The sequence below is a fragment of the Thermoactinomyces sp. CICC 10735 genome, from assembly GCF_016055175.1.
GTDB classification, from domain to species: Bacteria; Bacillota; Bacilli; order Thermoactinomycetales; family Thermoactinomycetaceae; genus Thermoactinomyces; species Thermoactinomyces vulgaris.
Window position 1 is genome coordinate 82,258 of record NZ_JAECVT010000001.1, and the last position, 25,224, is coordinate 107,481.

General features: G+C 48.7%; 29 protein-coding genes. 24 read left to right on the forward strand and 5 right to left on the reverse strand.

Going from position 1 to position 25,224, the window contains the following annotated elements; genetic code table 11:
* Position 1 precedes the first annotated feature (1 nt).
* The 3 genes from I8U23_RS00420 to I8U23_RS00430 are packed head-to-tail and all read right to left on the reverse strand — an operon-like array spanning position 2 to position 2,710.
* The gene (locus I8U23_RS00420; RefSeq protein WP_198050593.1) at positions 2 to 985 is read right to left on the reverse strand and encodes an ABC transporter permease; all 984 of its coding nucleotides are present in this window, start codon (positions 983 to 985) and stop codon (positions 2 to 4) included.
* Positions 982 to 1,911, reverse strand: a complete 930-nt coding sequence (locus tag I8U23_RS00425) for an ABC transporter ATP-binding protein (protein WP_049719909.1) — start codon at positions 1,909 to 1,911, stop codon at positions 982 to 984. The genes I8U23_RS00420 and I8U23_RS00425 overlap by 4 nt, the downstream gene beginning before the upstream one ends.
* Entirely contained in the window at positions 1,889 to 2,710 is an 822-nt protein-coding gene (locus I8U23_RS00430) for a GDSL-type esterase/lipase family protein (protein ID WP_049719910.1), read from the reverse strand. The genes I8U23_RS00425 and I8U23_RS00430 overlap by 23 nt, the downstream gene beginning before the upstream one ends.
* A gap of 125 nt (positions 2,711 to 2,835) precedes the next feature.
* Between I8U23_RS00430 and I8U23_RS00435 the strand changes: the two genes are divergently transcribed.
* From I8U23_RS00435 to yajC, 13 genes are all read left to right on the forward strand, one after another.
* Entirely contained in the window at positions 2,836 to 3,480 is a 645-nt protein-coding gene (locus I8U23_RS00435; RefSeq protein ID WP_049719911.1) for a LysM peptidoglycan-binding domain-containing protein, read from the forward strand.
* Between the two features lie 116 nt (positions 3,481 to 3,596).
* Positions 3,597 to 4,445 carry a phosphotransferase gene (locus tag I8U23_RS00440; protein ID WP_037993980.1) on the forward strand — a complete coding sequence of 283 codons (849 nt, stop codon included), beginning with the start codon at positions 3,597 to 3,599 and terminating at the stop codon, positions 4,443 to 4,445.
* A 71-nt stretch (positions 4,446 to 4,516) separates the two neighbouring features.
* The gene (locus tag I8U23_RS00445) at positions 4,517 to 5,368 is read left to right on the forward strand and encodes a nitrilase-related carbon-nitrogen hydrolase (RefSeq protein ID WP_037993979.1); all 852 of its coding nucleotides are present in this window, start codon (positions 4,517 to 4,519) and stop codon (positions 5,366 to 5,368) included.
* 2 nt (positions 5,369 to 5,370) lie between these two features.
* Positions 5,371 to 6,222 carry an NAD+ synthase gene (locus tag I8U23_RS00450; protein WP_231564571.1) on the forward strand — a complete coding sequence of 284 codons (852 nt, stop codon included), beginning with the start codon at positions 5,371 to 5,373 and terminating at the stop codon, positions 6,220 to 6,222.
* Between the two features lie 22 nt (positions 6,223 to 6,244).
* A complete protein-coding gene (locus tag I8U23_RS00455; protein ID WP_037993976.1) occupies positions 6,245 to 7,003 on the forward strand; it encodes a YebC/PmpR family DNA-binding transcriptional regulator in 759 nt (252 codons plus the stop codon).
* A gap of 261 nt (positions 7,004 to 7,264) precedes the next feature.
* Positions 7,265 to 7,438 carry a hypothetical protein gene (locus tag I8U23_RS00460; RefSeq protein ID WP_156097712.1) on the forward strand — a complete coding sequence of 58 codons (174 nt, stop codon included), beginning with the start codon at positions 7,265 to 7,267 and terminating at the stop codon, positions 7,436 to 7,438.
* Between the two features lie 147 nt (positions 7,439 to 7,585).
* Positions 7,586 to 8,095, forward strand: a complete 510-nt coding sequence (gene ruvC / locus I8U23_RS00465) for a crossover junction endodeoxyribonuclease RuvC (protein ID WP_037993975.1) — start codon at positions 7,586 to 7,588, stop codon at positions 8,093 to 8,095.
* Complete coding sequence (gene ruvA, locus I8U23_RS00470; protein ID WP_037993974.1) at positions 8,092 to 8,694, forward strand: Holliday junction branch migration protein RuvA; 603 nt, start codon at positions 8,092 to 8,094, stop codon at positions 8,692 to 8,694. The genes ruvC and ruvA overlap by 4 nt, the downstream gene beginning before the upstream one ends.
* 11 nt (positions 8,695 to 8,705) lie before the next feature.
* Complete coding sequence (ruvB, locus tag I8U23_RS00475) at positions 8,706 to 9,704, forward strand: Holliday junction branch migration DNA helicase RuvB (protein ID WP_198050594.1); 999 nt, start codon at positions 8,706 to 8,708, stop codon at positions 9,702 to 9,704.
* Positions 9,701 to 9,919 carry a DUF2905 domain-containing protein gene (locus I8U23_RS00480; RefSeq protein ID WP_037993971.1) on the forward strand — a complete coding sequence of 73 codons (219 nt, stop codon included), beginning with the start codon at positions 9,701 to 9,703 and terminating at the stop codon, positions 9,917 to 9,919. Before ruvB ends, I8U23_RS00480 begins: the two co-directional genes overlap by 4 nt.
* A gap of 51 nt (positions 9,920 to 9,970) precedes the next feature.
* Positions 9,971 to 11,005: a tRNA preQ1(34) S-adenosylmethionine ribosyltransferase-isomerase QueA gene (gene queA, locus I8U23_RS00485; RefSeq protein WP_198050595.1), complete on the forward strand. Its 1,035-nt coding sequence runs from the start codon at positions 9,971 to 9,973 to the stop codon at positions 11,003 to 11,005.
* A 104-nt stretch (positions 11,006 to 11,109) separates the two neighbouring features.
* The gene (gene tgt / locus I8U23_RS00490; protein WP_175413188.1) at positions 11,110 to 12,246 is read left to right on the forward strand and encodes a tRNA guanosine(34) transglycosylase Tgt; all 1,137 of its coding nucleotides are present in this window, start codon (positions 11,110 to 11,112) and stop codon (positions 12,244 to 12,246) included.
* A gap of 14 nt (positions 12,247 to 12,260) precedes the next feature.
* Entirely contained in the window at positions 12,261 to 12,581 is a 321-nt protein-coding gene (gene yajC, locus I8U23_RS00495; protein WP_037993966.1) for a preprotein translocase subunit YajC, read from the forward strand.
* 55 nt (positions 12,582 to 12,636) lie between these two features.
* Here the strand turns inward: yajC and I8U23_RS00500 are convergent, their stop codons facing one another.
* Positions 12,637 to 13,032 carry a TIGR04086 family membrane protein gene (locus I8U23_RS00500; RefSeq protein ID WP_121874018.1) on the reverse strand — a complete coding sequence of 132 codons (396 nt, stop codon included), beginning with the start codon at positions 13,030 to 13,032 and terminating at the stop codon, positions 12,637 to 12,639.
* 168 nt (positions 13,033 to 13,200) lie between these two features.
* Here I8U23_RS00500 and I8U23_RS00505 point away from each other — a divergent pair, with 168 nt between their 5' ends.
* Positions 13,201 to 13,812, forward strand: a complete 612-nt coding sequence (locus tag I8U23_RS00505) for a DUF421 domain-containing protein (RefSeq protein ID WP_084712885.1) — start codon at positions 13,201 to 13,203, stop codon at positions 13,810 to 13,812.
* Positions 13,813 to 13,817: 5 nt separating this feature from the next.
* On the opposite strand, the gene spoVB is transcribed toward I8U23_RS00505, so the two are convergent.
* Complete coding sequence (gene spoVB, locus I8U23_RS00510; RefSeq protein WP_062842947.1) at positions 13,818 to 15,386, reverse strand: stage V sporulation protein B; 1,569 nt, start codon at positions 15,384 to 15,386, stop codon at positions 13,818 to 13,820.
* A gap of 187 nt (positions 15,387 to 15,573) precedes the next feature.
* Here spoVB and I8U23_RS00515 point away from each other — a divergent pair, with 187 nt between their 5' ends.
* The 10 genes from I8U23_RS00515 to I8U23_RS00550 all read left to right on the forward strand — a co-directional run bounded on the left by I8U23_RS00515 (position 15,574) and on the right by I8U23_RS00550 (position 25,207).
* On the forward strand, positions 15,574 to 15,888 hold the full coding sequence (locus I8U23_RS00515) for a post-transcriptional regulator (protein WP_231564570.1): 315 nt from the start codon (positions 15,574 to 15,576) through the stop codon (positions 15,886 to 15,888).
* 107 nt (positions 15,889 to 15,995) lie between these two features.
* Complete coding sequence (gene secD / locus I8U23_RS13650; protein ID WP_309485127.1) at positions 15,996 to 17,225, forward strand: protein translocase subunit SecD; 1,230 nt, start codon at positions 15,996 to 15,998, stop codon at positions 17,223 to 17,225.
* A complete protein-coding gene (gene secF / locus I8U23_RS13655; protein ID WP_340711943.1) occupies positions 17,206 to 18,126 on the forward strand; it encodes a protein translocase subunit SecF in 921 nt (306 codons plus the stop codon). Before secD ends, secF begins: the two co-directional genes overlap by 20 nt.
* A 117-nt stretch (positions 18,127 to 18,243) precedes the next feature.
* Positions 18,244 to 20,664 carry a single-stranded-DNA-specific exonuclease RecJ gene (recJ, locus tag I8U23_RS00525; protein WP_049719916.1) on the forward strand — a complete coding sequence of 807 codons (2,421 nt, stop codon included), beginning with the start codon at positions 18,244 to 18,246 and terminating at the stop codon, positions 20,662 to 20,664.
* Positions 20,603 to 21,118, forward strand: a complete 516-nt coding sequence (locus I8U23_RS00530; RefSeq protein WP_037993958.1) for an adenine phosphoribosyltransferase — start codon at positions 20,603 to 20,605, stop codon at positions 21,116 to 21,118. Before recJ ends, I8U23_RS00530 begins: the two co-directional genes overlap by 62 nt.
* A gap of 208 nt (positions 21,119 to 21,326) precedes the next feature.
* Positions 21,327 to 21,455: a hypothetical protein gene (locus tag I8U23_RS13525; RefSeq protein WP_255347154.1), complete on the forward strand. Its 129-nt coding sequence runs from the start codon at positions 21,327 to 21,329 to the stop codon at positions 21,453 to 21,455.
* Positions 21,456 to 21,601: 146 nt separating this feature from the next.
* Entirely contained in the window at positions 21,602 to 22,252 is a 651-nt protein-coding gene (locus tag I8U23_RS00535; RefSeq protein ID WP_037993956.1) for an FMN-dependent NADH-azoreductase, read from the forward strand.
* A gap of 90 nt (positions 22,253 to 22,342) precedes the next feature.
* On the forward strand, positions 22,343 to 22,975 hold the full coding sequence (locus I8U23_RS00540) for an FMN-dependent NADH-azoreductase (RefSeq protein WP_037993953.1): 633 nt from the start codon (positions 22,343 to 22,345) through the stop codon (positions 22,973 to 22,975).
* Positions 22,976 to 23,373: 398 nt separating this feature from the next.
* Positions 23,374 to 24,531, forward strand: coding sequence for a homogentisate 1,2-dioxygenase (locus tag I8U23_RS00545; protein WP_037993951.1), 1,158 nt, complete (start codon positions 23,374 to 23,376; stop codon positions 24,529 to 24,531).
* A 13-nt stretch (positions 24,532 to 24,544) separates the two neighbouring features.
* Positions 24,545 to 25,207 carry a flavin reductase family protein gene (locus I8U23_RS00550; RefSeq protein ID WP_049719918.1) on the forward strand — a complete coding sequence of 221 codons (663 nt, stop codon included), beginning with the start codon at positions 24,545 to 24,547 and terminating at the stop codon, positions 25,205 to 25,207.
* Positions 25,208 to 25,224 lie beyond the last annotated feature (17 nt).

Consider the following 25,224-nt stretch of genomic DNA (forward strand, 5'->3'; position numbering starts at 1 on the left):
TTCAAGACGAAATGTCTTTTTGCACAAAGGTGATCCATGAGATGAACAAAGCGGCCAAAGCCCAGATGCTTAAAATGAACAGGGAAAAGGGGAAACTCATGTCTTCCATCATCATCGGTTTTCCGGCCAAATAATCCGTCAGGCTTAAATGCGTGAATGCGAAGTATTTGAGGATATTCCACGACGGAGCCATTTGCATCAGCAGGTTGCCGGAGATGATGCCGGCCAACAAAATGCCGATGCCGGCCGCTGTACTTCTTACCAAAACGGAGACCATAAAAGATAGGGTGCCAACCACGATGCTGGAAAACCAAACGAGCCCGAAAGCCATAAAAATGTATTTCCATTGCGGAATGAGACGGACATGTTCGGTCAGCAGCTGATCCCCCTGGATTTGAAAACCGGTTAAAACCGGCAGGGACCATCCCCGGTAGCCAAAGGCGATGCCGGAGATGACGTATCCGATGACCGCCGTCAGCAATAACAAAAGCGAAATCCCCAGTAACAGAGCAATATATTTGCTGAGTAAAATTTTCCACCGCGGAACCGGCCGGGTTAAAAGCAGTTTGATGGTTCCCCGCACATATTCCCCGGAAACGATGTCAGAAGCCAATACGACCACCAATAACGGCAGGAACAGGGAAGAGGACTGTTCGATGAATTTTCTGAGGAATGTGGGGGCACCCGGAGCTGCCGGATTGATGTTGTGTTCCAAATAATATTGTTGCTGTTCAATATTGATTTTGGCCCATGTTTTCCACTCTTCCGGAATTCTGCTGGATGCAAGGCGGTTTTGCTGATCCACGATTTGTTGTTGTAATAACAAGCGCCAGTCGTCGGTTCCCGATTGTTTGATCTGTTCCGCTGTATTTCGGTATTGCGCGTAAGTGAAAAGAGGGATTAAAATAAGCAAAATCAGCAAAATCACCAAAATCCGTTTGTTTTTTATCATTTTTACGACTTCATTGTAAATCAAACGGTTCAAGAGGCATCCCCCTTTGTCAGGTTCATGTAAAGATCCTCCAATGTTTGTTTTCGGGGCGTGATTTCCCACACTTGAATCTGGTGGTTTAATAAATATTGGTTGGTTTCGCTGATTTTCCCGGCAGGCATTTCCACCGACAAATGGGGACCGGGTTTTTTCTCGATGTTTGTAACATAGGGAAGTTGTTTCAAACAATGCATCCCTAGGTCACAAGGGGTCACTTTCCACTCCACCCGTTCAAGGTCGCCGGCGGGGGGATGGACCGGACCGGTGTAAATGAATTGTCCGTTTTGGATAATGGCCACCCGGTCACAGAGGGCTTGGATTTCATGCAAAATGTGGCTGGAAAGAAATACGCCGATTCCTTCTTCATGGGCGAGCCGCCGGATGAAAGACCGCAAGTCGTGAATGCCGGACGGGTCGAGCCCGTTGGTCGGCTCATCCAGAATTAACAGCTTTGGCCGGTTTAACAAAGCCTGGGCAATCCCCAGCCGTTGTTTCATTCCCAGCGAGTAGGTTTTGACCGGATCGTGAATCCGTCCGGAAAGCCGCACTTGTTCGATCACTTCATCAATCCGTTTTTTTGGAAGGCCGGCCATGCGCGCGAAAAATTCCAGATTCTCATACCCGGTTAAAGATGGGTACAATTCGGGATTTTCCACGATACACCCGACATGGGAAATGGCTTTGGTAAACGATTTTTTCAGGTCGTGGCCGGCAATGTGGATGCTTCCTTCACTCGGGCGGACGAGTCCGACCAGCATACGGATGGTTGTGGTTTTTCCGGCGCCGTTCGGGCCTAAAAAACCGAATATTTCTCCCGCACGGACTTCAAAGGAAAGATTTTGGACAATGTGCCGGCCGCGGATGATTTTGCCCAATCCTTGGACCGACAGCACCGTCTCATGAGTCAGCTTGTTCTGCATGGGATTTTCCCACCTCCGGGGATTCAAGGGTCATCACTTGCCACAACCGATCGGCAATTTGTCTGTATCCTTGTTGGTTTGGATGGAAATGATCGCTGTAAAGATACGTTTCAGGATGTTTCCAGAACAAATCATACACCGGAATGACAGTGACTTGCGGAAAAGATTGGGCGGTGGCCGTCAGGGTATCATTCCAATCTGCCACGATTTTGGATGTCAGTTCATTCCCTTTTAAATCGGCAAACGGATTGTAGAGGCTGAGAAGATAAACGGAACCGTCCGGATTCAACTGCTGAATGTCTGACAAGATGGACACGAGATTTTTCCGGAAACGGTTTTCCCTTTCCGAAATGGCTTGGGGGTCGGTTTTTTCCAAGTCTTCGCTTCCGTGGAACAAATCATTGCCGCCGATGGTGATCACCAGCGCATCCGCTTCTTTGACAAATTCCCGGATGTGTGCTCTTTTTAATTGATCCCGCAAATGTTGGGAAGTTTGTCCCCGGACGCTTAAATTGATGGATTGGGAACGGGGAAAATGGTGTTGCCACTTTTTTTGGATGATCCCGAAGTAACCTTGTCCGCTGTGGTCGCCGACTCCGCGGGTCAAGGAATCGCCGAGGCCTAGCAAAAGCTTTTTGCCCGGTTCCAGAGAAAGGGAGGCCGTTTCCGGCAGGGGTTGTTTTTTTTCAGGCGGTTTTACCATCTCGCGGATGGCCCATCCAAAACCGGCCAGCATGAGACACAAGGACCCCCAGGTGAGGATATAGATGGACTTCAACCAAATGGACATGGATTTCATTCCGGGCTCCTCCTTATTGGTGATTGCAAAAGACTTTTTATGAAACGCCTTATTTCTTTAAGCAAGAAAGTGTTTGTTCATGCATAGGATGATATTGATTCAGCCTTTATGAAGGGGGTTGTCCAATGAAAATCCATATTGCCCGTGAAGGGGAGACATTGTGGGATATTGCTCAAAAGTATAATATACCGCTGGAACGGTTACAAGAATGGAATTCGGATTTGGCGGATACGGAGAAATTGCAAAGAGGTGAGAAAATCCGGATTCCCACCGGCAAGATTCCCCTGGCCGTTTCCAGACAGGACACCCGGGAAACCGCCGGACCGTCGGAAGTGAAGGAATTACCCAAGGGGGAGCAGAAAGAACCGCATATCCAAGAGGAAGAAGATCCGCCTTTCCAAAAGGAGTCCGCCGAAAGTAGCGGTGTTGTGACAGAAGAATTACCCAAGCCGCCGTCTGTCGGTGAATTTTCGGAGTGGTCGCCGACGGTGTTGGACGATTCTTCCTCGTTTGTGACGGATTCGTCGTATTATGATGCTGAACCGAATCTTTCCTATTTGGATGCGCCGGCCCCTTATCCTGCTTATTGGCAAGGTTTTGCCCCGATGCTCCCGGTTCCGGTGTTTCAAGATCCCTTTATGATAAGCAGCGCATGGCCTTTGCAACCTTTTTATCCGCCGCCTGTCCCGATGAACCATCCCGATGCCTATGGCAACCATATCGCCATGGAATACCGGGAATGGAAAGAAAGTTCTTCAAGTGTTGGATAAAGAATGAGGGAGAGCCGATGATTCAACCCCATCCACTTCATATACAAAAGTTATTACATACACCAGTGCGGCGCATCAGTCCTTACCGTAATAATTGGTGTATTGAGACCGATTTTATGTGGTGGATTGCAAAGCCTTTTGACGGCTTGAAAGCCAGTTGGCTGATACAAGTGGATCGTGAACTGAGAGAGCGCGGCTTTCAGTCGATGCTTCCGATGATAACCGATGGTGAAAGTTGGATTCTTACCCCGTTTATTCAGGGAAAAACATGCAATTATAACAATGTCAGTGAAGTCATCCGGATGATTCATACTTTGGCGTTTTTCCATCAGGCGGGCCGATATCTGAAAACGCCGCCGCCGTCAGGGGCGGCGTTTCTTTTCACTCACCGGTTGCAAAGGCGGTTGCAAAAATTTTATCAAATCCTCACACGAATGGATCAAATCGAAGACAAACGGTTGCGGGATCTTTTAACCGAAGCCGGAACGGATTTTTATTTGGACGGCATCAAAGCTTGGGAGCGGCTGGAGCAAATCCCCTTTCAGGAATGGGTGGAACATGAGCGGATGCAACACATGCTGGCCCACCGCGATTTGGCCAGCCATAATTGGATGATGGACCAAGCGGGAAGATTGTGGCTGATCGACTTTGAAACGGCGGATTATGATGCGCAAGTGGGGGATCTCTGGCAAATGACGATGCGAATCCTGGCTGCAAACCAATTTCCGGATCAAGGATTGGCGACGGTTCTTCAGGCTTACCAGTCTGTTCGCCCTTTAAAGGCCATGGAAAAAGAGATTCTGGCCTGTTTATTTTTGTTTCCAAATGAATTTTTTCGGGAAATGATCGGGTTGGTGGAAAGAAAAAGAGGATATGAAATCAAGGCTTCTTATCCATACCTCAAACAAATCGCAGTCAATAGAAAGAAATGGAAAAAACAAATTGCCGAATTCTTGTATTGGTAGTCCGATCGCGCTTATGTTATGATGTAGAGTGATTTTATCGAAGCCTTGTTCTTGCTTGAGGAGGCAAAAGAATGAGAGTAGGACTTGCACAAATCAGACCACGCTTGGGGCGAGTGGATTTAAATCTGGAATTGCATGAGGAAATGATCCATCGGGCCCGGGAGGAACAGGTGGATCTTCTTATTTTTCCGGAACTCAGTCTGACAGGATACCAGTTGTTGGATCTGACATACGAAATGGCCAGAGATCCTTTTAGTCCTGAAATACAAGGGCTGATCCAATCCGCCGGTGATATGGATCTGGTGTTTGGTTTCGTGGAGCACAGCCCTGAACATATTTTGTATAACTCTGCAATTTATGCGACGGCCGGAAATTTGCATTATTTGTATCGAAAAGTGTATTTGCCTACATACGGAATGTTTGATGAAGCTCGTTATTTTGGAAAAGGCGAATGGATTCGCAGCTTCCCGACCCGGTTTGGACAATTCGGCTTGTTGATTTGTGAAGATGTTTGGCACAGCTCTGCCCCTTATCTGCTGGCTCAGGACGGGGCGCAGGTAATGATTGTGTTGTCCAATGCTCCGGTGCGGGATGTCAGCAGCCCGGTACCGGGTTCCCAAAAATCATGGGATTTGATGCTGAGAAACAACGCTGTTTGCCACGGAAGTTACATGATTTATTGCAATCGCGTGGGAACCGAGGACGGAGTCACTTTCTTCGGCGGTTCTCAAGTGGTGGATCCGTTTGGGGAAGTGGAAGCGCAAGCGGAACTGTTTACAGAGGATCTCATGATTGTTGACTTGGATCTGGACAAGATCCGGAAAGCCCGTTTTCAACTTCCCGTGTTGCGGGATGAAAATTTGGACTTGACCATTCGTGAATTAAATCGCATCAGGCAAAAGCGGACTGGAGGGGGAAGCTGATCATGCAAATGATTGATGAGATGTTGGAAAAAGCGCCTTTTTTGCGCTTGGATGAAGAAGTGGCGACCCGTCTCTTGACAACCGCTTTGCGTGAAGAAGTGAACAAGGCTGGATTCGATAAAGTCATTGTCGGCTTGTCGGGGGGAATCGACTCTGCTTTGTCCTTGTATTTGTGTGTCAAAGCTTTCGGAGCGGAAAACGTGATCGCCGTGCGGATGCCGTATAAGACAAGCAGTCCGGCGAGTTTGGAAGATGCGCAACTGGCTATTGACGATACCGGTGTGGAAAGCTTGACCATTGATATCACCCCGCAGATTGATGCGTATTTTGAACGCGTTCCGGATGCGACGCCTTTGCGGCGCGGCAATAAGATGGCCCGGGAACGCATGTCCATTTTATATGACTTATCCGCTCAATACGAAGCACTGGTGATCGGCACAAGCAACCGGACGGAATTGTTGTTGGGTTACGGCACCCAATACGGAGATTCGGCCTCGGCCGTCAACCCGCTCGGGGACTTGTACAAAACCCAAGTCCGCCAGCTGGCGGCTTACCTGGGCGTGCCGGAGCCGATCATCGTCAAGCCGCCGAGTGCTGATTTATGGGAAGACCAAACCGACGAAGACGAACTCGGGTTTAACTATTTGGACGTTGACCGGCTCTTGTATTACATGATTGACCGGCAATATACCCTGGAGCAATTGCAAGCCCTCCAGTTTGATGATGCATTTATTCGTCAGGTGAGTAAACGGATCATACGCAATCAGTATAAACGGACGATGCCGGTGATTATCAAATTGAGCGAACGGACGGTCGGCATCGATTTCCGTTATTTACGGGATTGGGGATCGTAATTTGCAAGGGGAGTGATGGAGGATGGCAGGGCATTCCAAATGGAAAAATATTCAACATCGCAAAGGGCGTCAAGATGCGCTGAAAGGGAAAATTTTTGCCAAACTGGCACGTGAGATTTATGTGGCGGCCCGAAGCGGGGATAAAGATCCCGAGAACAATCACCAATTGCGGATTGCAATCGCCAAAGCCAAAGCCAAAAACATGCCCAATGAAAACATCGAACGTGCGATTAAAAAAGCCGCAGGCGGCGGAACAGGCAAAAATTATGAAGCGATTACTTATGAAGGTTACGGTCCGGGCGGAACGGCCATCATGGTGGAAGCTTTGACGGACAACCGGAACCGGACCGCTGCCGATTTACGCCACATCTTTTCCAAAAACGGCGGAAACCTGGGTGAGTCCGGGTGTGTTTCGTGGATGTTTGAACGGAAAGGATTGCTGGTGATTGACCGGGATCAAACCGATCTGGATGAAGAAGAACTGATGCTGACCGTTTTGGAATGCGGTGCCGAGGATATCGAATCCACCGGGAAAAGCTATGAGGTGACCACTGCACCGGAAGAGTTTGAAACGGTCAAAGAAGCGTTGGAGAAAGAAGGGTTTTCTTTTTCCACGGCGGAAGTCACCTTTGTCCCGTCCAACAAAACAGAAATCCACGGAGACATCATCAAAAACGTGATTTCGCTCATTGATGCGTTGGAAGATCATGATGATGTGCAAAATGTTTATGCCAATTTTGAAGTGGACGATGAGGAATTGGCTGAATACATCCAGGATTGAAGCCGTGTATATGCACACGGCCGTTTAGGAGGAGACCATCTGCCAATCGATGGTCTCTTTTTTGTGCGGGAGGGCGGCCGCGCACGTTTTTGCCGGAGGCTAGGAAGTAGACGGTTTCCCGCCTGTGGAGGTGTGAGGCCGTTGGTTTGGGGGCTGATAAAACGTTGGTCGTTGGAGAAAATAAAAAGAAACAAAGTTCATGTCTTGTCATCTGTTCCATAAAATATACTGTAAGCCAATTTTGGAACAGGGGTTTTCTGGATGGGAAGGATCTATTGGAACTTTGTGCTAGACAAGGCGATTCAAGAAGCTTTGGAGATACAAAGCGGTCAAGGAACCTGGGAAGAGTGGGAAAGCAGATGGCCGAAAGAGGTGAGAGAACAGGCCAAAAGGGAATTAAAAATTTTTGACATGTTGGGATGGAAGAAACGCTGACCGCTTCGGGAAGCGTTTTTTTATTGGGCTTTTTGCCGGAGGGAATCGGCGGTGGAAATCCTTGGCCAATTTGTACGGAGACTTGTGATATAATTAGTCATGGTTTAAGAATAAATGTTCGCTTTGTTCTGGGGAGGAACCACTGAGATGCGTATTATGGGCATAGATCCGGGGATCGCCATCGTGGGATACGGCATCCTTGACAAGCAGGGGAGCACCCGGCTGGTGGATGTCGATTACGGCAGTATCCAAACGCCGGCCGGGATGCCGGTTCCCGCGCGTTTGAAGGAAATTTATGATGCTTGTACATTGCTTTTTTCCAAATACCGGCCCGACGTCGTGGCCATTGAAAAATTGTATTTCAACCGGAATGTGACGACGGCATTTACCGTCGGACAAGCAAGGGGCGTGATGATGCTGGCTGCGGAAGAGGCCGGGATCCCGATCACGGAGTATACCCCTTTGCAAGTGAAAATGGCTGTGGTGGGTTACGGAAAAGCAGACAAGAAGCAAGTGCAGGAAATGGTGAAATTGTTGCTTCATTTGCCGTCCGTGCCAAAACCGGACGATGTGGCGGATGCGCTAGCGATTGCCATTTGTGAAGCGCATTCTTCCGGAACGGTGCAAAAATACAAAAAGTGGGGATTGAAGCGATGATCGATTTTGTGAAAGGGATAGTTCATTATCTGGAAGAGGATTATTTGGCGGTGGAAACAGGCGGAATCGGTTACCAGGTTTATGTGACGAAACCGTATGCCTATGAGCAGGAGGCGGAAGTGTTTTTGTACACCCATTTTGTGGTGCGGGAAGATGCCCAACTGTTATACGGATTTGACACCAAACAAGAACGGGATTTGTTCCGCCTGCTGTTGGAAGTCTCCGGCATCGGCCCGAAAGCGGCGATGGGCATGCTTTCCGGAATGAAGCCGGATCAGTTGGTGCGGGCGATCCAAATGGAGGATGTCAAACAATTGACCCGGTTGCCGGGAGTGGGGAAAAAAACGGCTCAACGCCTGGTGTTGGATTTAAAAGACAAGTTGAAAAAGATTCATCTTCCGGATCTTGCGGTTGCATCCCCGATGCCCCGGTCCGTGCCGGCTGCAAAAGAAAGGGATGTGATTGAAGCATTAAAGGTCCTTGGCTATAATGAAGAAGAAGCAAAATGGGCTGTACAGGAAGTGTTGAAAGGATCGGAAGAAGAGTTGGACACCGAAACATGGATTAAACAGGCATTGAAGATCATGATGAACAGGTAGGAGGGTCGGACATGGAAGAGAGGATCATCTCTGCCAAGGCGAACCATGACGATGAGATGGTCGAATACAGTCTGCGCCCTCGGTATTTTCACGAATATATAGGGCAAAAGCAGGTAAAAGAGAATCTGAAAGTATACATAGAAGCGGCCAAGATGCGCGGCGAGTCATTGGATCATGTGCTGCTGTACGGTCCGCCGGGACTCGGGAAAACCACGCTTTCCCAAATCATTGCCAATGAAATGGGCGTAAACATCCGGGTCACCTCCGGCCCGGCCATTGAACGTCCGGGGGACTTGGCGGCGATTTTAACCAATCTGGAACCCAATGACTTGTTGTTTATCGATGAGATTCATCGTCTGAATCGCTCGGTGGAAGAAGTTTTATATCCGGCGATGGAGGATTTTGCTTTGGACATTATGATCGGAAAAGGCCCCAGCGCCCGTTCGGTAAGGCTGGATCTTCCCCCGTTCACCTTGGTCGGGGCCACCACCCGGGCCGGTTCCCTGTCTTCGCCGTTGCGGGACCGGTTTGGGGTGATGAGCCGTCTGGAATTTTATTCGGTGGAAGAGTTGGCCTTAATTGTGGAGCGGGCGGCCGATTTGTTAAATGTCCGGGTGGTTGGAAACGGAGCCAGAGAGATTGCTTCCCGGGCGCGGGGAACGCCGCGGATAGCCAACCGGCTGTTAAAAAGGGTCCGGGATTTTGTCCAGGTTGAAGGTGACGGATTGATTACGGAAGAAGCCGCCCGGGATGCATTGGATCGCATTCAAGTGGACAAAATGGGGTTAGACCATGTGGACCACCGGCTCTTAATGACCATCATCGAAAAGTTCCGGGGCGGTCCCGTCGGCTTGGACACGCTGGCGGCCACGATCGGGGAAGAAGCGCACACGATTGAAGACGTATATGAACCGTATTTGATGCAAATCGGTTATTTGGAGCGCACCCCGAGGGGCCGGATGGTTACCAAACAATGTTACGAGCATTTTAACATGGAGTGGCCGAAATGAATCCTTTTGCAAAGACGTTGATTGTCATGGGCTTGGTTCTTGTGGTGATCGGGCTTCTCTGGCAAGTGGGAGGGAAGTATTTGCAGTTGGGCAAACTTCCCGGTGACATTGTGATCGAAAAAGGAAATACGCGGTTTTATTTCCCGATTGTCACTTGCATTGTAATCAGCATTGTCTTATCGTTATTAAGCTATTTGTTTCGCCTGTTTCGATAGGAACGGGCTTTTTTCTTTGAGCTTGGATGGAAGAAGGAAGGGAACGACGAAATGGATGTATCCTTGTACGATTATCATTTGCCGAAAGAATTGATCGCACAAACTCCGGCCGAAAGGAGGGATGCCTCCCGGCTAATGGTGGTGGACCGGAAAACATCACAAATCCGCCACGCGAAGTTTACAAATATCCTCGATTATCTCAATCCCGGGGATGTGCTTGTCTTAAATGACAGCCGTGTCCGCCCGGCCCGGTTAATCGGTGTGAAAGAAGAAACCGGTGCGAAGATTGAGCTGCTCTTGTTAAATCCGCTCGGAAATGACCGGTGGGAAGCATTGGTCCGCCCGGCAAAAAGGGTCAAACAGGGAACCGTGATACAATTCGGGGAAGGCCGGTTGAAAGCTGTCGCCCAAGAGCAGACGGAAGTGGCGGGCGGAAGGGTGTTTGCGTTGCAGTACGAAGAGGAGGATCTCGAAAAGTTGTTTGAACAACTGGGGCAAATGCCTCTTCCCCCGTATATCCATGAACAGCTGGACGACCCGGAACGGTACCAGACCGTTTTTTCCAGAGTGGTCGGATCGGCAGCGGCCCCGACGGCAGGACTCCATTTCACGGAGGAGTTATTGGTCCAAATCCGTGAAAAAGGAGTCAAAGTGGTTTTCATCACGTTGCATGTGGGGCTTGGAACTTTTCGTCCTGTGACGGCCAAGCGGATTGAGGACCATCAGATGCATGCGGAATACTATGAGATAAGCGGGGAGACCGCAAGAGAAATCAATGCCGCCAAACAGAGGGGAAATAAAGTGGTTGCTGTGGGAACCACCTGTGTGCGCACTTTGGAGACCGTGTACCGGAAATTAAACGGGGAAATCAAAAAAGATCAGGGCTGGACGGATATCTTCATTTATCCCGGGTTTCAGTTCGGTGTGGTGGACGGTCTTTTGACGAATTTCCATCTCCCGCAGTCCACCTTGCTGATGCTGGTGAGCGCTTTTGCCTCCCGTGAATTGATTTTGTCGGCTTATGAAGAAGCAGTGAACCAACGATACCGGTTTTTCAGTTTCGGGGACGCGATGCTGATTCTTTAAAAAGAGTTTACGAAAAGCTTGTTCTTGTTCATGGTGTTCTCTATAATGTTTAGAAGGAGTATGACATTTTTGTCAGAATGGTTAGTTCAATAGGAGGAAACACCTTGGCTGTAAAATATGAACTCACTAAAACGTGCAAACAGTCCGGCGCCCGGTTGGGTCGCTTACATACACCACACGGAACCATCGATACTCCTATTTTTATGCCGGTGGGAACGCAAGCAACCGTGAAGACAATGAGCCCGGAAGAACTCAAAGAAATGAATGCGCAAATTATTTTAAGCAATACCTACCATCTGTTTTTGCGTCCGGGACATGATATTGTCCGGGAAGCAGGGGGATTGCACGCATTCATGAACTGGGATCGTCCGATATTGACGGACAGTGGCGGGTTTCAGGTGTTCAGTCTGAGCAAGTTGCGCGACATCACGGAAGAAGGAGTGACGTTCCGTTCCCATATCAGCGGGGAAAAGCTGTTTATCGGTCCGGAGAAGGCAATGGAGATCCAAAACGCATTGGGAGCAGACATTATCATGGCGTTTGACGAATGTCCGCCATACCCCGCTGACCGTGAGTATGTCAAAGCTTCAACCGAACGTACATACCGGTGGTTGAAACGATGTATGAAAGCGCATCAGCGTCCGGCCGAGCAAGCCCTGTTTGGCATCGTCCAAGGCGGGATGTATCAGGATTTGCGGGAGGAAAGTGCCCGTCAGCTTGTTGATTTGGACTTGCCCGGTTATGCCGTGGGCGGGCTCAGTGTGGGTGAATCCAAGGAACTGATGTATGAAGTGCTTGACTATACCACTCCTTTGTTGCCCGGGCACAAACCGCGCTATCTGATGGGGGTCGGATCACCCGATGCGCTCATTGAAGGATCCATCCGGGGGATCGACATGTTTGACTGTGTATTGCCGACAAGAATTGCCCGCAACGGGACGGCAATGACCAGCCAAGGGCGTGTTGTGGTGCGCAATGCCAAATATGCTCGAGACTTCACCGCACTGGATCCGGAATGTGATTGCTATACTTGCCGAAACTATACCAAAGCATATCTGCGGCATTTGATCAAAGCGGATGAAACCTTCGGCTTGCGTCTGATCACATACCACAATCTTTATTTTCTGCTTGAATTGATGAAACAGGTTCGCCAAGCGATCCTGGAAGACCGGCTGCTTGATTTCCGTGATGCATTTATGATGAAGTATTACGGAAGTTTGCATCCGGAAAAACCTTTTTGAAGGAGGACCAATTTATGGGACAATGGGGTACGTTGATACCGCTTATTCTGATGTTTGTCGTGTTTTATTTTCTGTTGATCCGCCCACAGCAAAAACGGCAAAAAGAACGGATGACCATGTTGAATGCTTTGAAAAAAGGTGACAAAGTGATCACCATCGGCGGGATTCACGGAACGATTGTGGATTTGACGGAAGACCGGGTGACGTTAAAAGTCAGTGACAATACCCGTTTGGTTTTTGAACGCTCTTCGGTGAATTCGGTGGTAACCGATGAGGATACAACCTCAGAGAAAGAAGAGAAGAAAAAAGAAGAAGCCAAAGAGGAATCCAAATAAGGCCAAAAAGCTTCTGATCTTGTGATCAGAAGCTTTTTTTGGTTTTACCGGGCATTTAATCTTTTTTGGTTTGTACCCCCATAACTCCTCCCAGTGCGCCTCCACCGAAGGAAAACAAGGAAAGCCAAAGCGGATGAATGGACGTCAGGCTGTCAAAAGCCAAAAAGGCGATGAGCAAGATGATCAGGGCATAGATGATTCCTTGAATCCCGCCGGCCATCCAACCGCGATGCTCCGATTTGCGGGCGGTGACAAAGCCTCCGCTTAACAAGGCGGCGAAATTCAACACATAGGCAATCATCGGGAGGCGGTGGGAGGACAAGGTGGAGTATTGCAAAAACAAGGTTACCATCAGCGAGCCCAAAAGGACAATTCCCCAGATGACGCATTGCCCGATGAGCCAGGGAGACCGGACGCCTTTTTTGGCGGAGTCGAAAAAAGCTTCTTTCATTGCTTTTCCTCTCCTTTCTTTATTAATACATCCTTATGCCTGGTATTTTTTGAGCATTCATAAAGAGGGGGCATTTGGTCAAACTATGTTTTGAAAAGGAGGTGACCAAGGTTGATATGGACCATCATTTTACGCACGGTATTTATCTATTTTTTCCTGCTTGTGATTATGAGATTGATGGGAAAAAGGGAGATCGGCAAACTGTCGGTGTTTGATCTGATTGTTTCGTTCATGATTGCCGATCTTTCCGCAATGGCGATCGATTCGGAAAAGCCCCTGTATATCGGCATTATCTCCATATTGACCTTGGCGATCTTTCAAGTGTTCATTTCCTATCTTTCTTTAAAAAGCAAAAAAATCAGAGAATGGGCGGACGGAAAGCCGGTGGTCATTGTGGAAAAGGGAAAAATCCTGGATGATCAGATGGCCAAAGCCCGCTACAACATGGATGATCTGATGGTTCAACTGAGAGAGAAAAACATTGCCGATATTTCCGATGTGGAATTTGCGATCTTGGAAACCACCGGGAAGTTAAGTGTTTTTCCAAAAGAAAAAAAGACTTCCGAAGAAAGCGTACATAAGTCCTTGCGTCCGTTTCAAATGCCGGTTCCACTCATTATTGACGGGAAGGTCCAGGATGACGGGTTGAGACAAATCGGAAAAACCCGTTTCTGGCTGAAAAATGAGATTCAAAAACAAGGGTACCGGGATTTCAAAGAAATCTTTTATGCTTCTATAAACAACAATGGAAAACTGTTCATCGACCGGAAAGATTCTTAAACTCCTTACTTAGGCAGGATCCGGGCAACCCACTTTCCGATCAAAGGAATACGCAAGACATCGTTTTTTTGGATGAGTGAAAAAAGAATCAAGCAGATTCCATAGGACAACAGGGTGACTCCGGCTTGGATGACGGTTTGGATCAGCATCGAATCCGAACCGCTGAAATTGCTGAAACGAAAAACCACCGCGGCGATGAAAATGGTTAAGGCCAGCTTTCCCCATTCCTTTATTTTCAGGTGAAATGGAACCAGCTTGACGATATCGATGAAATGCAACGTCGTAACGATCAAAATGCCGCAGTTGATGGCAAGCGCCACTCCGTCGATGCCAAGTTCCGGCCGGGATGCGAGCATGAGAATGAGAATGGTTTTGAAAACGGCCCCGATGATGGAGTTGCGCATGGGTGCTTGTGCTTTGTCCAATCCCTGCAAGACCGAAGCGAACGGACCTTGCAAAGCATGAATCATGGTGAAAGGGGCCATGATCCGGATCAAGCGGGCGACATCCGGCTGGCGATACAACAGAATGGAAAGCGGTTCAGCCAAGAGATACAAAATCAGGGCACAAGGCGCGGTGACAATAAAAGATAACCGGATCGCTTGTTGCAAACGGTGCTCGATCAGCCGGTCATTCTTTTTTGCGGCCGCTTCACTGACAGCCGGAACCAATGACACGGACAAGGCGTAAGTGATGAACGCGGGAAAGAAGGTCAACGGGACGGCCATTCCTTCCAGTTGCCCGTATAAAGCGGTCGCTGTTGTTGTGGCAAATCCGGCCATGGCCAAACTTTGCGCTACGACGATCGGTTCGATGGCGTAAGAGAAAGAACCGATCATGCGGCTGGCTGTCACCGGAGCAGCTAAACGAAAAAGATCGCGGAAAGTTTGCCGGAAAGGTTTCCAACCCGGTTTCAAAAAGGTTTTGTCCAACTTTGGGCGGGTCGGATCTTTTTTGAAGGAACGGATCAAAAACATCATGCCGGCGAATTCACCGACCACCATTCCGAGCATGGCTCCGGCCGCGGCATATTCCACGCCGAATTTCAATAAATAACCGGCGATGAGAAGGACGGTGAAGATGCGGACGAATTGTTCGACAATGGTTGAAATGGCATAAGGGCTCATATTTTGCCGCCCTTGAAAATAACCGCGGAATATGGATGAAACGGCAATGATCGGAATAATCGGGGCGATTCCGAGCAAGGTGTAAATGGCCCGTTCATCCGTGAGGAGCATCCGTGCAATCCATGGGGCTGCTATGAGAACGCCTCCGGTGACGATGGTGCTGGTTATGATGACGATAAATATCGAAATAATGAGAATGGAACGAATCCTTCCTTCTTGCTGTTTTGCTTCCGCTTCGGAGACGAGTTTGGAGATGGCCACCGGCAGTCCGGCGGTGGTGATCACGATGGTGAAGGACAAGATCGGAAACGCCATTTGAAACAGGCCCATTCCCTCATCGCCGATGATTCTGGACAGGGCAATCCGATAGATAAAACCGAGAATTTTGGTGATAAACCCGGCGCTGACCAAAACAAAAGTGCCGTATAAAAATCCTTTGCGCACCATCACGCCCCTCCTTCGCTGATTCCTATTTAAACGTATGAGTTGCTGGGACAACTCATGACAAAAATGTTTAACAGCAAAATTTTTCAACAGGGCTTGCATGAATGCCCACAGAGTTGTTAACTAAAATAAGTAGGATTTTTGGGAAACCTTTCAGAATAATACCTTTAAAACGGGATGTGAATGAGAAGTGAGAAAGAAACAAGGTCCTTTGAAACCGGTGGGAAGTTATCAGAAGGATTCTGTCGAACTGATGCCTGAGCATGAGCTGATGCAATGCATTGAAGAGTTGTGCAACAGCAAAGCCAGGGAATTTCGGATGTATGGTTATGAAAATGTGACGGGTGAGCAGGTTTGGGCTTGTGTCTCTGAAAATTACCGCAGGGGATGGCCCCGGCTGAACCGGCTGGTGAATGACATCATTTCTTTGAAAGCAAACCGCTTTATGAACTGGTTGATGTTATCGGTATACAAGGATGATGATGACAAGAATGAAAAGAAATAAACGACAGCCGCGATCCCGCTGTCGTCTTTTTTTGCAAAATTGACATGGCTTTTGGATGCAGGGATAATTAAAATTACGGTGTTTTATACATAAAAGGAGGACAAGGAATGAGGGTGCGAAAAGTCAATATCGTCGTATTTATCCTCCTGGTGGTTGCAATTTTCGGCTTGGCGGCCACAACTACCGGTTATATATGGAAACATGTCACATTGGGCTTGGATTTGCAAGGCGGATTTGAAGTGTTATATGAGGCGGAGCCCGGACAAAAAGTGAATACGGAGATTTTGAAAGACACCGCCGCGGCCTTAAACAGCCGGATCAATGTCCTGGGCGTGTCGGAACCGGATATCACCATTGAACCGCCCAATCGCATCCGGGTGCAACTGGCCGGAGTCAAAGACCAAAACAAAGCACGGGAATTGCTGGGGAAACAGGCGAAGCTCACCTTCCGCGATGCTTCGGGGAAAGTGTTGCTGGAGGGAAGCGATTTGAAGGAAAAAGGGGCAAAAGTCGATTATGACCAGATGGGACAGCCGGTTGTCACGTTGCAACTGAAAAATGCGGATAAATTCGCCAAGATCACCCGTGAACATCTGGGACAACCGATTGCCATTTATTTGGACGAGCAGCAGCTCAGCGCACCGGTGGTTCAGCAAGTGATCACCGGGGGAACGGCACAAATCACCGGCCAAAAGGATACGGAGGAAGCACAACAACTGGCCGATCTGTTGAATGCCGGTGCCATTCCGTTGAAAATGAAGGAAATTCAAAGCCATTCCGTGGATGCCAGCCTTGGGGAAGACTCCTTGAGGGACAGTCTCATCGCCGGGGCTTATGCCGTGGTTGCGATCTTTATTTTCATGATCGGTTTTTACCGGTTGCCGGGATTTGTGGCGGTTACGACCCTGGTGGCTTATTCGTATTTGCTGCTGTTGACTTTCATGGTGATGGGCGTGACCTTAACCCTGCCGGGGATTGCCGCGTTTATTCTGGGGATCGGAATGGCGGTGGATGCCAATATCATTATGAATGAGCGGATTCGTGAGGAAATGCGTGTCGGCAAAAGCATGAAAGCATCCGTCCGTGCCGGTTCCAAACGTTCTTTCTTGACCATTTTCGATGCGAACATTACCACCATCATTGCCGGAGCGGTGTTGTTTATCTTCGGAAGTGCCGGTGTCAAAGGGTTCTCGGTGACACTGATTGCCGGTATTCTCGTCAGCTTTGTGACGGCGGTGGCGCTTTCCCGGATCATGATGAATTTGCTGGTCCGGTCCAACTTGCTGAAAAGCCCGGTTTGGTTCAGGGTGAGAGAGGATGAGATCAGTGATCTATAAGTTTGATATTGTGAAGCATCGAAAAAAGATTTTTATCCTGACGCTGTTGATCGTGGCGGTTTCCATCATTTCGCTGTTCGTTCGGGGGCTCAACCTGGGAGTCGATTTTGTCAGCGGAACCCGGCTGGACATTCATGTGAAGCCAAATGTGGATCTGGAAAAAGCACGGACCGTTTTGACCGGACTCGGGTATCACGATCCGGATGTCCGCACGGGTGGATCGGAAAATGAGTTTGTTTTTTTCCGGGTCAGCCATAGCATGGAGCGAAACCAGATCAATCAGATTGAAGCGGCTTTTGAAAAGGCCTTTCAAACCGACGTGAATATTCAGGCCCAGACCGTGAGCCCGGTGGTCGGGCGGGAAACGGCCATGAACGCCATCAAAGCGGTTCTCATCGCCTCCATTTTCATCATGATTTATGTGGCGATTCGCTTTGAATTCCGGTTTGCTGTTTCCGCCGTGTTGGCATTGCTGTATGATGTCATGTTTGTGGTCGGAACCTTTTCCCTCTTTCAGATCGAGGTGGATTTGGTTTTCATCGCCGCGGTGCTGACCATTGTGGGATATTCGATCAACGATACGATTGTGATATTTGACCGGATCCGCGAAAACATGAAACAGGAAAATCCCGCCAAATGGGATGACTTGGCGGCGATTGTGAATAACAGCATCATGCAAACGCTGGTCCGTTCCATCAACACCGTGTTAACGGTGGTGTTTGCCGCTCTTCTTTTGTGGTTGTTGGGCGGAGAAAGCATCCGGAATTTCTCGCTGGCCCTTCTCTTGGGATTGATTTCGGGTGCTTATTCTTCCATCTTTGTGGCCAGCCCGCTCTGGGTCACTTGGAAATGGAAATCGATGCAAAAAAAGCATCCTTCCAAAAAAGCCGTGACGGAATAAAAATGCACCGGAGAAGCCATGTCCTTTCCATGGCTTCTTTTTTGGGGCTTTTTTTCTGTCTTCTGACCGTTTTTCTTTGTGCTATAATGGTTAGCGCGAAGAGAGAGGTGTTCGGTCATGTTGCATGCAAGAGCAAGGTGGGATGTGGAGCCGGTGGATGAGGATTTAAGCGAAGCGATGTCTAAAGAACTGGACATTCATCCCATCATTTCAAAAATGCTGATTCGCCGGGGGGTCAAAGAGATCCCGGAGGCCCGCCGTTTTTTAAATCCTTCCCTTGCCGACCTGAATGATCCTTTCCTGCTGGATGGAATGGAAACCGCTGTCCAAAGAATTCGCCAGGCCCTCAGGGACAAAGAGCCGATACTGGTTTACGGGGATTATGATGTGGACGGCGTCAGCAGCACCTGTTTGATGCTGAAAACGCTCCGGCGGTTGGGGGCAACCGTGGATTACTATATTCCCCATCGTTTCCGGGAAGGATACGGGATCAATCAAGAGGCCTTAAAACAAGCCAAGGAGCGCGGTTTCCGTCTCGTTCTTTCAGTGGATACGGGGATTGCCGCGGTCAAGGAGGCGGCTTATGCCAAAGAGTTGGGATTGGATCTCATTATTACTGATCACCATGAACCCCAGGAAACGCTGCCGGATGCATTGGCGGTGATCAATCCGAAGAAGCCGGGATGCCCCTATCCTTTTAAAATGCTTGCCGGGGTCGGTGTCGCTTTCAAACTGGCCACAGCTTTGTTGCAAGAGGTGCCGGAAGAGTGGCTGGACATCGCTGCATTGGGAACCATTGCCGATCTGGTTCCGCTGGTTGAGGAAAATCGCATTTTGGCCTGTTACGGATTGAAGAGAATGAGCCAGACGGTTCATATTGGATTGAAGGCTTTGATTCAGGCTTGCGATATTGATCATGACGTGTCGGCTAGTCATGTGGGATACCTGCTCGGTCCCCGGATCAATGCATGCGGACGGTTGGACACAGCGGACACGGCGGTCCGTTTGCTGATGACGGAGGACCCGGAAGAAGCGGAATCCCTTGCGGGAGAACTGGATGCGCTCAATCGAAAACGGCAACAATTGGTGGATGAGATGACCCTGGAAGCAGTGGAAGAGATTGAGAAGAATCCGGACAAGCACAAGTATGTGATTGTCGTCGCCCGCCCGGGATGGAATGTGGGCGTGGTCGGCATTGTCGCGTCCCGGTTGGTCGAAAAATATTACCGGCCGGTTGTGGTGTTGGGAATCGACGAAGAAAAACAAACGGCCAAGGGATCGGCGAGAAGCATTCAAGGATTTCATTTGTTTCAAGCTTTGTCCGAGTGTAAAGAATGGTTGCCCGAATTTGGCGGACACGAAATGGCTGCGGGAATGACGCTGGAGGCCCGCAACATTTCCAAACTGCATGAGCGGCTTTCGTTGTTGGCGAAAGAACGGATCCGCCCGGAAGATTACGTGCCGCTCAAATGGGCGGAAGGAGAATTGGATGCCGAGCAAATCGGGGCAGACCTCATTGAACAGCTGGAGATCCTGGCTCCGTTTGGAGTGGGAAATCCACAGCCGCTGTTTATTGTAAAAGAAATGCCTGTCGCGCGGATTCAGCGCATGGGAAGGGAACAAGAACATGTCAAATTGTATTTGAACCGGAAGAACGGGATCTTAAGCGCGGTCGGTTTTCGCATGGGGGATCAGGCTGACGGGCTCACTCCCCACGGCCGGATCCGTTTGCTCGGTGAGCTGGAGATGAATGAATGGAACGGCCACAGAGCTCCCCAAATCATTATCCGGGATATGGAGGTCCGCCATCTGCAAGTGTTTGATTTCAGAAGCAACCGGAAAGAATGGTCGCAGCTTGCCGGATTGAACCCGGAAGAAATATGTTTTATCTGTTCCAACGGCTCAACGCTGTTTAAACAATTGTCCCAATCGACGAATCGAATCGTGGTGACATGGGAAGAGCTGATGGATAAAAAGCAACAGGAAAGCATGAAGCAAGCCAAACATCTGGTCTTGGCGGAATCGCCCCCGACATTGGAGGTGTTTCGTAACCGCTTGAAAGACGGACGGGAAGCGGAACGGATTTATGTCATGTTCGGGGATAAAGAGTTTGATCATTTGTTGCCGAAAACCCCTTCCCGTGAAGATTTTTCAAAGTTGTACCGGGTGATTGCAGGGAAAGGGAAGATCTCCCTGCGCAAATATATGTCTTCGCTGATGCGGGTGACAGGATTGCAAAAGCGTGTCATTTCTTTTATGATTCAAGTGTTTGAAGAATTAGGGTTTGTCAGCTTGGATCAGGAAGATTTGATCGTCCATGAAAACCCGGCCAAGAGGTCGCTGATGGAATCCAAAACATATCAACACCAAAGAGAACGGGAACGGGTTTTGGAGACACTGGTTTATTCAAGCTATAAAGATTTGTGCCGTTATTTGTTTGAAACGATTTCTTTTACACACATGGGAGGATATACAGATGGATTTCAAAGAAAAGATTCGAGTGATTCCAGACTTTCCGCAACCGGGGGTGCGGTTTAAAGATATCACCACGCTGTTAAAAGATGGAAAAGCTTACAAAGAAGCCATTGATCAGATTGCCCGCCAACTGGAAGGAAAAGAAATTGATCTCATTGTCGGGCCGGAGGCGAGGGGGTTTGTCATCGGTGCTCCTTTGGCATATGCCTTGGGAGTGGGATTTGTACCGGTGCGCAAGTCTGGAAAGTTGCCGTATGAAACGGTGGAAACCACATACAGCTTGGAATACGGAAAAGATGCGTTGGCAATGCACAAAGATGCCATTGTTCCAGGGCAAAAAGTATTGGTTGCCGATGATTTGCTGGCAACGGGCGGAACCATTTCCGCCACATTGGAATTGATTCAGCAATTGGGCGGAGATCCGGTGGGAGCGGCCTTTTTTGTGGAACTGGGTTATCTTGGCGGAAGAGATAAATTGAAAGGATTGGATATCATTTCATTGGTTCGCTATGACTAAAGCCGGTGGATCCCCCCCGGTTAGACCCGGCCGTTTTTGCATGGCCATTTCACGCACATAGCAGATTTTGTCTGCATGTGCGTTTTTTTGTGCTTGTTTTGCAAGATTTAATAAAAAAACAGAATAATGTATTATAACAAACTGTTGCACAACAGAAACTGTTGTAATATAATATGTTCAAACACAACATTCGGATGGAGGGGTTTTCGTGGAGTCCCAACACGCTCCTGAACAACAAGAAGTCCGTTGCGAACAGTGCGGGGCCGTTTTGAAGCAGGAAGAGGAAGCCAGTCCGGAAGAACAGGTTCATTACTACTTGTTAAAATATTACGAATAAAACCAAAAAGCATTCACTTTTGATAAAAAAACCGGCGTTTTGCCGGCTTTTTTTATTTTTGTTGATGGTTTTATTCTAAAAGAATGGTATATTTGATGAGTACAGAAATGTTCCGTGCATTTTTTAAGATTTGGGGGTTGTCATCCATGGCTACTCTGCTTTATATTACATCAAACCCGAAACAAGAATCGGAATCGGTGAGCTTGCAAATAGGCAGGGCGTTTTTGAATGCCTATGAGCTTTCCAATCCTTTTGATGAAATCATTAAATTGGATGTTTACCGGGATGAGATCCCGCTTTTGGATGTGGAAGTGTTTGATGCGTGGGCCAAAATGAAAGAGAGTGTTCCGCTTTCTTTGTCAGAAAGAAAAAAGCTGGCCAGAATCAATGAATTGGCCGACCAGTTTGTCATGGCCGACAAATATGTGTTTGTCACCCCGATGTGGAATTTCGGGGTGCCTCCCATGTTGAAAGCTTATATTGACCTCATTTGCATGGCCGGCAAAACCTTTCGTTATACCGAAGAAGGATCTGTCGGCTTGTTGGTGGGAAAAAAAGCGGTACATATCCAGGCGCGAGGGGGGATTTATTCACACGGGGCGATGAAAGCGATGGAATATGGAGACAGTTATTTGCGCATGGTGCTCGGTTTTATGGGGATTTATGATGTGAAATCGATCATTGCGGAAGGTACGGCCGATCCGTCTCAATACCAGGAGATTATCAATCAGGCCAAGCAATTGGCAAAGCGAACGGCAGTGGAATTCGCCAAACCAGTGGGCGAAGGCATGACCTGAGGAAGGAAATTTTTTTAAGTTGACTTGATTAATTATATATATTAAGCTTCTTACTAAAGGTTAGTTTATACAGAAGCAGGAGGAACAGCAGTGGCTAAAATTTTATACATCACAGCAAATCCGAAACCGGAAAACGAAGCCTTCAGCTTGCGCTTGGGAAAAGCGTTCTTGGAAAAAGTAAAAGAAATCAGTCCGGAAGATGAAATCATTGAATTGGATTTATACAAGGCTGACATTCCGTTTCTGGATGAGGATGTCTTTAGCGGATGGGGAAAATTGGCTCAAAATCAAAGCCTGACCCCCGAAGAAGAACAAAAAGTCAACCGGCTCAACGAATTGGTTGACCAATTTGTGGATGCGGACAAGTATGTGTTTGTCACCCCGATGTGGAACTTGTCCTTCCCACCGCGCTTGAAACTATATATTGATGCCATTTGCATGGCCGGAAAAACATTCAAATACACGGAAAACGGCTCGGTTGGTCTCCTTGAAGGGAGAAAAGCCGTTCATTTGCATGCACGCGGCGGCGTTTATTCCGAAGGTCCCGCCCGGGAATTGGAGTTTGCGGATCGCTACCTCCGTGCGATTTTGGGCTTTATCGGAATCACCGATGTTCAGTCTGTTGTTGCTGAAGGGATGGCAGCCAATCCGCAAGAAGCTGAGTCCATTTTTGCAAAAGCTGTGGAACAAGTGCCACAAGCAGCTGCTCGGTTTGTTGAGTGAGCCATTTGATTTTTGCGCCTTAAAAAGGCGCATTTTTTTTTATGGAATGGTTGTTTCGCTTGTGGCAGGAACTTCGATCTGATCGGCGGTAAAAGGTTTTGTCGGATTTGAAAGAAAAATCATGCAACAGGCGATAAAAAACAAAAATCCCAACGACAAACCGGAAATAATCAGATCTTTATTCACATTTGAAAACCTGCCTTTAAAATGGTTTCTGTTTTATTTAGACTGATTTTACCCTGGCCGGGTTGCAACAAATATGAAAAAATTGTTGCGGTCCGTGTGTCCGCCGGAGGAGAATGAATTATCAGAATCATTGATTTAGACAAAAAACTAAATATTTTGTTAAAATAGAAATTGGATCTGACTATTATGCGAATGAATGGGGAGGCGAGGCCATGCCCTTTTATCATCATTTGGGACAATTGCCCCCAAAGCGGCATATTCAATTCCGCCAGCCTGACGGCAGTCTTTACCGGGAACAGGTGATGGGGACCAAAGGATTTTCCGGGATCCAATCCATTTTGTATCATATTCATCCTCCGACACAGGTGAGTGAAGCCAAGTGGATCCGCCCGTGGTCGATTCCGGTGGAGGAAGAAGGTGCCCAACGGCACCGGCATTTTATCACTTTTCAAACCAAAGCGGGAAAAGACCCCGTGGAAGGGCGCGTGTATTGGCTGGTCAATGAGGATGTGGCGATTGCCACGGTTCGGCCAGTGGAAGAGATGAATTATTTTTTTCGAAACAGTGACGGCGATGAAATCCTTTTTGTGCATGAAGGTGAAGGGGTGCTGGAGACGGTTTTCGGCGACCTTCCGTATTCCCCGGGGGATTACCTGGTCATTCCGGTCGGCACCACCTGGCGACTCAACATGAAAGATCAAAACCAGCGTTTTTTGGTGATCGAATCCACCGGGGAAATCACGACCCCCCGCCGCTATCGGAATGAGTTTGGCCAATTGTTGGAACACAGTCCGTTTTGCGAAAGGGACATACGGGTGCCGGAGACGTTGAACCCCCGGGATGAAAAAGGGGAATTTGAAGTCCGGGTCAAGGTGCGCGGCGGGCTTCATGCCTATATTTATGATTTTCACCCGTTTGACGTGATCGGATGGGACGGCTATTTGTATCCATGGGCCTTCAGTATTCATGATTTTGAGCCGATCACCGGCTCCATCCATCAGCCGCCGCCGGTCCATCAAACGTTTGCCGGCACCAACTTTGTGGTTTGTTCCTTTGTCCCGCGCATGTATGATTATCATCCGCTGGCGATCCCGGCTCCTTATTATCACAGCAATGTCCACAGCGATGAGGTGCTGTATTATGTGAAAGGAAATTTCATGAGCCGGCGCGGCATCCATGAAGGTTCCCTGACGTTGCATCCTTGCGGTTTGCCTCACGGTCCGCATCCCAATAAAGCCGAGGAAAGCATCGGAAAAGATAGAACGGAAGAGTTGGCGGTGATGATTGACACATTCCGGCCGCTGAAAGTAACCAAGGCAGCCTTGGACATGGAAGACCGGCAATATATGTACAGTTGGCTGCCGGAATAGAAAGGGGAGAATGATGCAGCTGGATCCTGGGCGGTTGAGTCAAAAGGAAAATTATAAATGGTTGATCGGAACGGTGTTGCCCCGTCCCATCGCCTTTGTGACGTCCATCAGTGCCTCCGGGGTTGTGAATGCGGCCCCGTTCAGTTTTTTTAATGTGGTGGCCACCGAACCTCCGATGGTGGGGTTTGCTTGTATGCGCAAGCCGGACGGGGAAATGAAAGACACGGCGAAAAATATCATCGGTCAACGGGAGTTTGTTGTTCACACCGTAAGCGAGGAAAATGTGGCTTTGGTGAATGAAACCGCAGTAGACTTTCCGCCGGATCAAAGTGAAGCGGAAAAAGTCGGGCTTCATTTGCTCCCGGCGACCGTGGTTCGCGTTCCCCGGATTCAAGAGGCAAAAATTCACATGGAATGCAGATTGCACTGCCATTTGCCGATCGGGGGAAACGGGCGGCATCCCAATGCGGATTTTCTGATCGGGGAAGTGGTTTGGGTGCATCTGGATGAAGGGCTGTATGATCAAGGGAAAGTGGACACCGGTGCACTGAAACCGGTGGGGCGGATGGCAGGAAGGACATACGTGAAAGGGGGAGACATGTTTTCCATGCCCCGGCTTTCCTATGATCAGTGGCTGTTAAAACACAAAAAAGCCGGGGCGAATAACCCCGGCTGACTGCGAACGGATTGGGC